The 12,040-nt window shown below is 73.9% G+C and carries 7 protein-coding genes and 1 pseudogene; 6 read left to right on the forward strand and 2 right to left on the reverse strand.

What is annotated here, in order from left to right; translation table 11 throughout:
• The 4 genes from infB to truB form a co-directional block, all read left to right on the forward strand.
• A partial coding sequence (gene infB, locus GA0115242_RS06405) for a translation initiation factor IF-2 (protein ID WP_093825432.1) occupies positions 1-2,104 on the forward strand: 2,104 nt, incomplete at its 5' end.
• 138 nt (positions 2,105-2,242) lie between these two features.
• Positions 2,243-2,536 (forward strand): DUF503 domain-containing protein, encoded by a 294-nt coding sequence (locus tag GA0115242_RS06410; protein ID WP_093825422.1) that lies wholly within the window; start codon positions 2,243-2,245, stop codon positions 2,534-2,536.
• A 37-nt stretch (positions 2,537-2,573) separates the two neighbouring features.
• On the forward strand, positions 2,574-3,047 hold the full coding sequence (gene rbfA, locus GA0115242_RS06415) for a 30S ribosome-binding factor RbfA (RefSeq protein ID WP_093825424.1): 474 nt from the start codon (positions 2,574-2,576) through the stop codon (positions 3,045-3,047).
• Complete coding sequence (gene truB / locus GA0115242_RS06420) at positions 3,044-3,949, forward strand: tRNA pseudouridine(55) synthase TruB (protein ID WP_093825426.1); 906 nt, start codon at positions 3,044-3,046, stop codon at positions 3,947-3,949. Before rbfA ends, truB begins: the two co-directional genes overlap by 4 nt.
• Before the next feature lie 948 nt (positions 3,950-4,897).
• Here truB and GA0115242_RS42425 read toward each other — a convergent pair.
• Positions 4,898-5,260 carry a hypothetical protein gene (locus GA0115242_RS42425; RefSeq protein WP_161353018.1) on the reverse strand — a complete coding sequence of 121 codons (363 nt, stop codon included), beginning with the start codon at positions 5,258-5,260 and terminating at the stop codon, positions 4,898-4,900.
• Here GA0115242_RS42425 and GA0115242_RS41480 point away from each other — a divergent pair.
• Positions 5,189-8,583: pseudogene (locus GA0115242_RS41480) on the forward strand (serine protease). The gene GA0115242_RS42425 and the pseudogene GA0115242_RS41480 sit on opposite strands and share 72 nt — an antisense overlap.
• A 128-nt stretch (positions 8,584-8,711) precedes the next feature.
• Positions 8,712-9,662, forward strand: a complete 951-nt coding sequence (locus GA0115242_RS06435) for a bifunctional riboflavin kinase/FAD synthetase (protein WP_093825430.1) — start codon at positions 8,712-8,714, stop codon at positions 9,660-9,662.
• Between the two features lie 219 nt (positions 9,663-9,881).
• On the opposite strand, the gene GA0115242_RS06440 is transcribed toward GA0115242_RS06435, so the two are convergent.
• On the reverse strand, positions 9,882-12,040 hold a 2,159-nt coding region (locus GA0115242_RS06440), incomplete at its 5' end, for a MinD/ParA family ATP-binding protein (RefSeq protein WP_161353021.1).

Raw genomic sequence — 12,040 nt, forward strand, 5'->3', positions numbered from 1 at the left:
TGGCGGCGGTTTCGCCGGTCGTCCCGGTGGCGGCGCCGGTGGTGCCCGTCCGGGTGGCGGCGGCGGTTTCGCCGGTCGTCCCGGTGGCGGTGGCCCCGGTGGCGGCGGCGGCTTCGGTGGCGGCGGTGGCCGTCCCGGCTTCGGCGGTCGTCCCGGTGGTCCCGGTGGCCGCGGTGGCACGCAGGGTGCCTTCGGCCGTCCCGGCGGTCCGGCCCGTCGTGGCCGCAAGTCGAAGCGGCAGAGGCGCCAGGAGTACGAGGCCATGCAGGCCCCGTCGGTCGGCGGCGTGATGCTGCCCCGCGGCAACGGCGAAGCCATTCGCCTGTCGCGCGGTGCCTCGCTCACCGACTTCGCGGAGAAGATCAACGCCAACCCGGCGTCGCTCGTCGCGGTCATGATGAACCTCGGCGAGATGGTCACGGCGACGCAGTCCGTCTCCGACGAGACGCTCCAGCTCCTCGCGGGCGAGATGAACTACACGGTTCAGATCGTCAGCCCGGAGGAGGAGGACCGCGAGCTGCTCGAGTCCTTCGACATCGAGTTCGGCGAGGACGAGGGCGGCGAGGAGGACCTCGTGGTCCGTCCGCCGGTCGTCACCGTCATGGGTCACGTCGACCACGGAAAGACCCGACTGCTCGACGCCATCCGCAAGACGAACGTCATCGCGGGCGAGGCCGGCGGCATCACCCAGCACATCGGTGCCTACCAGGTCGCGACCGAGGTCAACGACGAAGAGCGCAAGATCACGTTCATCGACACCCCGGGTCACGAGGCGTTCACCGCCATGCGTGCCCGTGGTGCCCGGTCGACGGACATTGCGATCCTCGTCGTCGCCGCCAACGACGGCGTCATGCCCCAGACGGTCGAGGCGCTCAACCACGCCAAGGCCGCCGAGGTCCCGATCGTCGTCGCGGTCAACAAGATCGACGTCGAGGGCGCCGACCCGACCAAGGTGCGCGGTCAGCTCACCGAGTACGGTCTGGTGGCCGAGGAGTACGGCGGCGACACCATGTTCGTCGACATCTCCGCCAAGCAGGGTCTGCACATCGACTCCCTGCTGGAGGCCGTCGTCCTCACCGCGGACGCCTCGCTCGACCTGCGTGCCAACCCGCACCAGGACGCGCAGGGCATCTCGATCGAGTCCCGGCTCGACCGCGGCCGCGGTGCCGTCTCCACGGTCCTCGTCCAGCGAGGCACCCTGCGGGTCGGTGACACGATGGTGGTGGGCGACGCCTACGGCCGTGTGCGCGCCATGCTCGACGACAACGGCAACAACGTCGCCGAGGCCGGTCCCTCGACGCCGGTCCAGGTCCTGGGCCTGACCAACGTCCCGGGAGCGGGCGACAACTTCCTCGTCGTCGACGAGGACCGCACCGCCCGCCAGATCGCCGAGAAGCGGGCCGCCCGCGAGCGCAACGCCGCGTTCGCCAAGCGCACCCGCCGCGTCTCCCTCGAGGACCTGGACAAGGTGCTCAAGGCCGGCGAGGTCCAGCAGCTGAACCTGATCATCAAGGGTGACGCGTCTGGTTCCGTCGAGGCGCTCGAGTCGTCCCTGCTCCAGCTCGACGTCGGCGAAGAGGTCGACATCCGGGTCCTGCACCGCGGCGTCGGTGCGGTCACGGAGTCGGACATCGACCTGGCGATGGGCTCGGACGCCATCGTGATCGGCTTCAACGTCCGCGCGGCCGGCCGTGCCGCGCAGATGGCCGAGCGCGAGGGCGTGGACGTCCGCTACTACTCGGTCATCTACCAGGCGATCGAGGAGATCGAGGCGGCCCTCAAGGGCATGCTCAAGCCGGAGTTCGAAGAGGTCGAGCTGGGCACGGCGGAGATCCGCGAGGTCTTCAAGTCGTCCAAGCTCGGCAACATCGCGGGTGTCCTCATCCGCTCCGGCGAGGTCAAGCGCAACACCAAGGCGCGCCTGGTCCGCGACGGCAAGGTCATCGCGGAGAACCTCAACATCGAGGGTCTGCGTCGCTTCAAGGACGACGTCACCGAGATCCGCGAAGGCTTCGAGGGCGGTATCAACCTCGGAAACTTCAACGACATCAAGGTCGACGACGTCATCGCGACGTACGAGATGCGCGAGAAGCCGCGCGTCTGACCGACACAGCACGCGATCGGGGCCGGTCGGCGGATGATATTCCGTCGATCGGCCCCGGCCGTTGCGTGTACCGTTCCGGTATCGGTGCCCGAGCGGTGGCGCCTGCACCCCGGACCGGCGGGACATCCGGAGACACAGATGTATGTGGGGACGCTGTCCTTCGACCTGCTCCTCGGCGACGTCCACTCGCTGAAGGAGAAACGCTCACTCGTCCGCCCGATCGTGGCCGAGCTGCACCGCAAGTACGCGGTGAGCGCGGCCGAGACAGGCCACCAGGACCTCCATCGCAGGGCCGAGATCGGACTCGCGGTGGTGTCGGGGGACACCGAGCACCTCACCGACGTACTCGACCGCTGCGAGCGCCTCGTCGCCGCGCGGCCCGAGGTGGAGCTGCTGTCGGTTCGACGCAGGCTCCACAGCGACGAAGACTGAAGCAAGAAGCAAGAGAAGTCACGAAGGAGACGGACCAGTGGCCGACAACGCGCGCGCCAAGAGGCTTGCGGACCTCATCCGAGAGGTGGTGGCCCAGAAGCTGCAGCGTGGGATCAAGGACCCGCGGCTCGGCTCGCACGTCACCATCACGGACACCCGTGTCACGGGTGACCTGCGGGAGGCGACCGTCTTCTACACCGTGTACGGGGACGACGAGCAGCGGCAGGAGGCCGCCGCCGGGCTGGAGAGCGCCAAGGGCATCCTGCGCTCCGCCGTCGGTCAGGCCGCCGGGGTGAAGTTCACGCCGACCCTCACCTTCGTCGCGGACGCCCTCCCGGACACCGCCAAGACCATCGAGGACCTCCTGCACCGGGCCCGCGCCTCCGACGAGGCGGTCCGTGAGGCGTCCGCGGGCGCCCGGTACGCGGGCGAGGCCGACCCGTACCGCAAGCCCGGCGAGGACGAGGCCGCCGAGACGTCCGCCGAGACGGACGGCGACGCCAAGGGATGACCGAGAAGCACACCACGCCCGACGGCCTCGTCATCGTCGACAAGCCGTCGGGCTTCACCTCGCACGACGTCGTCGCGAAGATGCGCGGCATCGCGCGGACCCGCCGCGTCGGGCACGCGGGCACCCTCGACCCGATGGCGACCGGCGTGCTGGTCCTCGGCGTCGAGAAGGCCACCAAGCTCCTGGGGCACCTGGCGCTCACCGAGAAGGAGTACCTGGGCACCGTCCGGCTCGGGCAGAACACCCTCACGGACGACGCCGAGGGCGAGATCATCTCGTCCACCGACGCCTCCGGCATCCCCCGGGACGCCGTCGACACCGGCATCGCCAAGCTCACCGGCGCGATCATGCAGGTCCCCTCGAAGGTCAGCGCCATCAAGATCAACGGCGTGCGGTCCTACAAGCGGGCCCGCGAGGGCGAGGAGTTCGAGATCCCGGCCCGCCCGGTCACCGTCTCGTCCTTCGCGGTGTACGACGTCCGTGAGGCCGTCGCCGAGGACGGCACCCCGGTCCTCGACCTGGTCGTCTCCGTCGTCTGCTCGTCCGGCACCTACATCCGGGCCCTCGCCCGCGACCTGGGCGCCGACCTCGGCGTCGGCGGACACCTCACCGCGCTGCGCCGCACCCGCGTCGGCCCGTACAAGCTGGACAGCGCGCGCACCCTCGACCAGCTCCAGCAGGAGCTGACGGTGATGCCGGTCGCGGACGCGGCCGCCGCCGCGTTCCCCCGCTGGGACGTCGACGCCAAGCGCGCCCGTCTGCTCCTCAACGGCGTCCGCCTGGAGATCCCCGACGCGTACGCGGGCAAGGGCGCGGTGGCCGTCTACGAACCCGGGGGCGGCTTCCTGGCCCTCGTGGAGGAACAGCGCGGCAAGGCCAAGAGCCTCGCCGTCTTCGGCTGAGGACGCCTGGGCGGGAGATCCGTCACGCGGAGCGGCGGTCACGGGGGAGCACCCCCCGGGCCGCCGCTCCGCGTTTTCCGGCCGTGCGGCCCCTTCGCCGACGCCGGCCCGTTCACCCGGCTGGCCAGGCGCTCGGAGTGAACCCACGGAGTGCATGGGGGCGCGTTCGGGGCGCGAGCTGTCCGGCTGATCATCGCGCGCCTACCGTCGAATGCGCGGGGGACAGCGGACAGGGGAGCGGGGCGCACGGCGGGAGGTTCGGCCATGACGGAACGGGGTCGGTCCGGACGAGGTGCGGGGGGTCGCAGCGGCGGGGACGGCGTGGTCGGCTCGGGCGGCGGGGGGCGTGTGGTGGGGCCGGGGGGCTTCGGGGGGTTCGAGGGGTCGGGCTTCGAGGGGCTGGGGGGTGGTGGCGGGCTGGTGGGTCAGGGGAGTGGCGGGGGTTCCTTGGGCTTGGAGGGTCCTGGGAGTCAGGGGGGCTTCGGCGGCTTTGTGGGCTCCGGGGGCTCCGGAGGGCTGGTAGGCGCCGGTGGCCTGGTGGGGGTGGGGGTTCCGGAGGGCGGCGATCGGGTGGAGGGTGCCGGGGGTCCGGGGTGCGTCGACGGGGTTGTGGGCGGCTATCGGGTGGCGGGTGCCGGGGGTCCGGTGTACGTCGACGGGGTCGTGGGGGGCGATCGGGTGGAGGGTGCCCGGGGTCCGGAGGGCGGGCAGTGTCTGGACGACGTCCTCGTCCACCTCCGTGATTCCGCCGGGCGCCCCCGCGGCACCGGGTTCGTCGCCGACCGCCGGGGCACCGTCGTCACCGGGCACGAGGCCGTCGCGGGGCTGGCCCGGATCGCCCTGCACGCCACCGGGGGACGCGGCTGCCTGGTCACCGCCGACGCGGTCACCCCGCTGCCCGGCCTCGGGCTCGCCCTGATCGCGACCCGGGGGCTCGGCGTCGCGCCGCTACCGGTCAGCCCGCGGACGCGTGTCGAGGCGGGCACGTACGTGCGGCTCGCCGCGGGATGCTGGCGTCAGGCCCGTGTCCTCGCCGCAGTGCCGGACCCGCAGCCGGTCGAAGGTGATCCTCAACTCCCGCATGGCGCAATGACGTTGGCCATCGGCACGGCGGGCCGGGACGCGCTGCGCGCGAGCTGCGGGGCGGTCGGAGGGCCCGTGCTCGACGCGCGGACCGGCGCGGTCGTCGGCGTCGTCGCGGCCGCGCAGCGGTACGGGGAACGCGACGCCTGCTTCGCCGTGCCGCTCCCGGGTGTCCCCGGGCCGCTCGCCGACCTGCTCGCGGAGAACGCGGCGACGGTCCCCGCCCACGGGCCGGACCTCAACCTCGCCGGGGTTCTGGAGTTGACGGCCGCCTCGGCGGTCCACGTCGGCCGGGCCGCGGCCGGGGCTGGTCACGAGGGGCGGCCGATCGTCGAACGGGGCGCGGTGGCGGCGGAGTTCGACGCCTTTCTGCGCGGGCCGGCCACCGTCCTCGGGCTGGTCGGACCACCCGGCAGCGGTCGGACGACGGAACTCGCGGCCCTCGCCGACCGCCTCGGCCGGGGCTCAGCGCCCGTGCCCGTCCTCCGGCTGGGCGGCGCCGACCTGCGGGCCACGGACCACTCGATCGCGGACGCGGTGACGCGCGCGCTGACCCGGGCGGCGAAGGGCCTGCGGGGGGACGCCGCGGGGAGGGTGGACGGGATCGGGGGCGGCGGCGCGGGGGTTCCCGGTCCCGACCGGCTCGCGTGCCTCGCCCGGTCCGCCGGGCGGCCCCTGCTCCTGCTGCTCGACAGCCCCGAGGAAGTGCCGTCCGGGCCCGCCCGGCTCACCGACGCGTGGGCCGGTGCGACGGCACGGTGGCTCGGGGAGGCGGGGGCACGCCTGGTGGTGGCCTGCCGGGCGGAGTACTGGGAGGGGGCGGGGTTTCCACGGGGTGCGCTGCACGGCGGGGGCCGGGTGGAGGGGGAGAGGCGTGCGGAGGAGGGGCGTGAGGAGGAGGGCGCGGGCGCCGGGCACCGGCCTGGCTGCGGGGGCCACTCCGGTTCCGGGGCCAGGTTCAGTCCTGGGGCCCTATGCGGTGCTGGGTGTCGGGGTGAATTCCCGGCTCGTCCTTCTCTCCCGGTTCATCCGTCTCTCTCGGCTCGCCCGTCTCTCTCGGAGCATCCGGCTCTCCCGGCTCTCCCGGCTAATCCGGCTCTTTCGGAGCGTTCAGCTCTCCCGGTTCATGTGCCCCTCTCAGACCATTCAGCTCTCCCGGCCCATCCGTCCTTCTCGGACCAGCCAGCTCTCCCGGCCCATCCATCCCTTCCCGCTCCGTTGCCTCTCCCGGCTCACTTGTGTCTTCCGGATCACCTGCCTCTTCCGTCCCACCCCGGTCTTCCGCCGCACGTGCGGCTCGGTGGGCTTGCGGCGGGTGGGGCCCGGCTGCTGCGGGAGCGCCTCGGGGTTCCGGAGGGCGCGCTCGCCGATGTCGACGCCGGGTGCCCCGGGGTGGTGCGGATGCTCGGCGAGGTGGGGGAGGCGCTCGCGGGCGAGGTGCCCGGCGGTCTGGGGCGGGACGAGGTGTTCTCGGCGTACCTGGATCTGTGCTGTCTGCGGATCGCGGAGCGGCTCGCCGCCGTGGACGGGTCTCCCCGCGGGACCGTACGGAGGCTCGCCGCCAGGGTCGCGGGGCAGGTGCACGAGGCCGCCCGGCGCAGTCTCGGGCCGGGACTCGGTCAGGTGGACCGGGAGACGTTCGAGGCGCTGTTCCCGTGCGGGACCGCTCCGGCACGGCTCGGGGGCGGCACCGGCTGGGCGTCCGCCGTCCTCGCGGAGGGGCTGCTGGTGCCGGTCGGCGCCGGATTCCGGTTCGCCCGCGCGGAGTTGGCCGACTGGATCCAGGGCCTCCATCTCGACCTGGACGAGGCTCTGCGCGCCCTCGTCCACGAACCCGGCCCGCATCCGCTCCCCGTGCCGCACCACCGGATCGGCCCGGTCGTCGAGGCGCTGCTCCTGCTGGCCCGCCGTCACGGCAGTGCAGAACTCGTCGCGAAGTTGGGCGAGTTGACGCAGGCGTTGGCGGCCGACCCCGCCTCCTGGTGGGCGTCCCGGCTGCTCTCCGAGACCCTGCGCCGAGTGCCCGAAGCGACGCCGTACCTCTCCGTGCTGCGGGAGTTGACGGACGTGGTCGTGCGGGAGCGGGCGAAGGAGCGGGAGCGCGAACGGAGGGGGACACGCGGTCCGGGGGCGCGGGGTGCCGCACGCGACCTCTTCGGGCCCGGCTTCTGGTGCGAGATCGCCCTCCCCGCCGTCGAACGGTTCGAGCTGCTGCGTCTGCTCGTCCCGGCGGACGGTCCTCCGCGGCAGACATCGGAGGGAGCTTCCTGGGCGTGGGGCGACCCGTCGGGGTGCGTCGACGGGTCCGCCGTCGATCCGTCGCCGCAGGGTGGCTGTCCGCGCTGCGCCGATGGTGCGCCCCGGTTCCTGGACGCCGTCTCGCGGGCCCTCGCCGCCGACGCCGTCGCCGTCCAGCCGCTGCTCGTGCGGTGGTTCGACGACGGGCGGCCGTTGCCCGCGACCCCGCACGCGAGCGTCGCCGACGCGGCGCAGGCCCTGCTGCACACCCACCGGCGGCGGGCCCCTGACGACCTCACCGAGGCGCTCGTCGCCTCCCCCACCGCAGGGCCGACGAGCTGCTCGCCGTGCTGGCGGAGGACGAACCGTCGGCGCTGTGCCGGGCCGTCGACCGGTGGGCCAGGGACGAACGGCCCGCCCGGCGGGCCGCCGCCGTCACCCACGGTCTGCGCGCGGCCCCGCACCTGCGCGCCGACGCCGACCTCGGCCTCCTGCGGCGCGCCGCCCTCACGCTGCTCGCCCGCTCCGCCGACCCCGCGCCGCACGGCGGCGCGCTCGCCCTGCTGGCCCGCGACCCCCGCACCCGGGCCCGTCATCTCCCGGACGCCCTGCGGCAGTTCGCGGCCGGTGACCCCACCGTCGCGCCCACCGCGCTGACCGCCGCCGTCACCACGCACCCGGAACCCGTCCTGGACGCGTTCCGGCAGCGGCTGAGCCGTCCCGACCCCGGCGAGGCCCTGCGCGCCCTCGCCGACATCACCCTGCCCCCGCTGGCCGGACGGGTCGCCGCCCTGGTGCGCGAGACCGCCGAACGGCGCCCGGAGACCGCGCCGGACATCGCCGCCCTGGTCGCCCGCCGCCTCGACGGTGACCCCGGCCGGGCCGCCGTCCTGCCCCCGCTCGTCACCGCGCTCCTGGACGACGGCCCCGAGGAGGTCAGGGCCGCGCTCGCCGCCGTCCTGGCCGCACCCGGCACCCCCGCGTCCGGCCCGCTGCGCCGCGAACTCCTCGGCCGCCTCCTGGACCGCGAGCGCGCCCCCGCCGTCCTCGTCGCGCTCCTGCGCACCGCCGCCCCGTACGACGGCGACGACGCCCGCGACCTGCTGTGCCGCACCGCCCTGCTGCTGGCCCGCACCCCGGACGGCGCCGCCCGTCTCGACCGGGCCCTGGTCGACCTCGGCGCACGGGTGCCCGGGTTCGCGGCCCGGATGGCGGGGTGGCCGGCCCGCGCCCCGCACGACTGGGCCGCCGTCCTGGGACCCGGCGCCCGCCGCATGATCGACGAGCTGTCCGAAGGCCGTGTCCCGGCGTGAGCCGCCCCGGCACGTGCGTCCGGTCACAGCCTCGATGCCGATGCGAGCGGTACCCGCCCGGCATGGCACCCTTAGACCTGCGTAAGACGTCGAGGCAGACACGGACACGGGTTCGAGGAGCGGTCACAGTGCAGCGCTGGCGAGGCTTGGAGGACATCCCCGAGGACTGGGGACGCAGCGTCGTCACCATCGGGTCCTACGACGGGGTCCACCGCGGCCACCAGCTGATCATCAGGCACGCCGTGCAGCGCGCCCGCGAGCTGGGCGTCCCCTCCGTCGTCGTCACCTTCGACCCGCACCCGAGCGAGGTCGTGCGGCCCGGCACCCACCCGCCGCTGCTCGCCCCGCACCACCGCCGCGCCGAACTCATGGCGGACCTGGGGGTGGACGCGCTGCTGATCCTCCCGTTCACCACGGAGTTCTCGAAGCTCTCGCCCGCCGACTTCGTCGTCAAGGTCCTGGTCGACCGGCTGCACGCCAAGGCCGTCGTCGAGGGCCCCAACTTCCGCTTCGGACACCGGGCCGCGGGCAACGTCGAGTTCCTGTCCGCGCAGGGCACGGTGTACGACTTCGAGGTCGAGGTCGTCGACCTGTACGTGTCCGGCGAGGCGGGCGGCGGCGAACCCTTCTCCTCCACCCTCACCCGGCGACTGGTCGCCGAGGGCGATGTCGAGGGGGCCCGCGAGATCCTGGGCCGCCCGCACCGGGTCGAGGGCGTGGTCGTGCGGGGCGCCCAGCGGGGCCGCGAACTCGGCTTCCCCACCGCCAACGTGGAGACCCTCCCGCACACCGCGATCCCCGCCGACGGCGTCTACGCGGGCTGGCTGCACGCGCAGGACGAGGTGATGCCGGCCGCGATCTCGGTGGGCACCAACCCGCAGTTCAACGGCACCGAGCGCACGGTGGAGGCGTACGCCATCGACCGCGTCGGCCTCGACCTGTACGGCCTGCACGTCTGCGTCGACTTCCTCGCCTATGTGCGCGGCCAGGCCAAGTTCGACTCGCTGGACGCCCTCCTCGAACAGATGACGGAAGACGTCAAGCGCTGTCGCGAGCTGGTGGCGGCGGCCGACGCGTAGGACGCACCCGCACCGACAAGGGCGGCCGGTCCCCTCCGCGGAGGCGACCGGCCGCCCTTGTTCATGCCGTTTCCCGGCGGCCGTCGTTCCCCGGCGGTCGTTGTTCCCCGATGGCCGCCGTTCCCCGATGACCATCGTTGCCCGATGGCCATCGTTCCCCGATGACCGCGGGCGCCGTCGACTGCTGGGGGTGGCGCGCTTCCGGTCGGGGCTGCACGCCTACTGCTGGGGTGGCGGGGGCGGCGTCTGGCCCGCCGATCCTTCCTGTCCCGCCGGTCCTTCCGGCGCGGCCGGTCCGGCCTGCTGCGGGTAGCCGTACCCCGGCTGCTCCTGGGCCATCGGCTGGTGCGTGGGGTGGGGCGGCGGGGCGGGCTGGGCGTAGGGCAGCGCCTGACCGGGCACCGGCGGCTGCTGGGGTGCCGGTGCGTGCGGTGGCTGGGGCTGCTGGGGCTGCTGGGGCGGGTAGGGCGCGGGCTGCGGCTGACCGGGGTGCTGGGCGTACGGCTGCGGCGCCTGGGGCGCCTGGGGATACGGGGGCTGTGGGGTCTGGGGCGCCTGGTATGGGTGCGGTGTGTGGGCGGCCTGGGCTGCCTGGGGCTGCTGCGGGAACGGCTGTCCCGGTTGCGGCGGCTGAGTCTGCTGAGGCTGCTGTGCATACGGCTGCTGGTAGGGGTACGGCTGGCCCGGCGCTGGGTGGCCGGACACGGGCTGACCAGGCACCGGCTGACCGGGCACTGCCTGACCGGGAGCCGCCTGGCCGGGGGCCGCGGGGCCGGGAGCCATGGGGCCGGGAGGCGTCGGGCCGCCGGGGTACGGGTACGGCTGCTGGCGGCCGGGCATCGGCGGTGCGGCCACCGGCGGCGGGTTGCCGTCGCTGGTCCACAGGCCGTGCGACTGCTGGTGCCTGACGAAGTCCTCGGCGACCAGGGACGCGAGGTGGAAGTACGACTCCCGCACCTTGGGCCGCATCATGTCGAGGTCGACCTCGGCGCCCGCGGCGAGATGCTCGTCGAACGGCACGACCACCACACCGCGGCAGCGCGTCTCGAAGTGGCTGACGATGTCCTCGACCTTGATCATCTTGCCGGTCTCGCGGACCCCGGAGATGACGGTCAGGGAGCGCGACACCAGGTCGGCGTACCCGTGCGCGGAGAGCCAGTCCAGGGTGGTGCTGGCGCTGCTCGCGCCGTCCACGGACGGCGTGGAGATGATGATGAGCTGGTCGGCGAGGTCGAGCACCCCGCGCATGGCGCTGTAGAGCAGCCCGGTGCCGGAGTCGGTGAGGATGATCGGGTACTGCTTGCCCAGCACGTCGATCGCGCGCCGGTAGTCCTCGTCGTTGAACGTCGTGGAGACGGCGGGGTCGACGTCGTTGGCGATGATCTCCAGTCCTGACGACGCCTGCGAGGTGAACCGCCTGATGTCCATGTAGGAGTTCAGGTACGGGATCGCCTGCACGAGGTCCCGGATGGTCGCCCCGGTCTCCCGGCGCACCCGGCGACCGAGCGTCCCGGCGTCCGGGTTGGCGTCGATCGCGAGGATCTTGTCCTGCCGCTCGGTCGCCAGCGTGGACCCCAGCGCGGTGGTGGTCGTCGTCTTGCCGACACCGCCCTTGAGACTGATGACGGCGATCCGGTAGCAGGACAGCACGGGCGTGCGGATCAGCTCCAACTTCCGCTGCCGCTCGGCCTCTTCCTTCTTCCCGCCGAGCCTGAACCGCGAGGACACGGCCGTCGGCCGACCGCTCTTGGCCTTCTGCCGCTTGTTGTTGAGCAGCCGGTCCGAGGACAGCTCGACGGCGGCGGTGTAACCGAGCGGCGCGGCACCGGGGTTGGTCACCTGCCGCTGGTCGTGCTGGATCGGCTGCGGCCACGCGGCACCCGCGCGGGGGTCGACGGGCGCCGGGGGAGCCGGAGGGCCGGGAGGCGTTGCCGGTGCCTGGGCGGGCGGCTGGGGAGCGGAGTCCTGGCCGGGGGCGGGCGCGGCGACGGAGCCGGGCGCGGCCGGGTGCGGGAATCCGTAGGGGGCCTGCGCGTCGGGGGCCTGCGGGGCGGGCGGCTGGGCGGTGGCGTCCTGCCCCGGGGCCTGGGGCGCGGCGGGCTGCTGGGCGAAGTCCCGTGCAGGCGCGGGCGGTTGCTGAGGGAAGCCGTAACCAGGCCCTGATGCCGGGGAGTTGGGTGCGGCGGGGTACGGGAAGCCGTACCCGGGCTGCGCGTCGGGCACCGGAGGCGCCTGCGCCGGGCCGGACTGCGGGTAGCCGTAGACGGCCTGCGGACCGTGGACCGGCGGCTGCTGCGGGAAGCCGTAGGCGGGCGGTTGGGCAGGCGGCTGCGCCTGCGCGGGCGTGGGCGCGGGTGCCTCGGCCTGCTGGGGCTGAG

The organism is Streptomyces sp. SolWspMP-5a-2, assembly GCF_900091845.1.
In the GTDB taxonomy this organism is placed as follows: domain Bacteria; phylum Actinomycetota; class Actinomycetes; order Streptomycetales; family Streptomycetaceae; genus Streptomyces; species Streptomyces doudnae.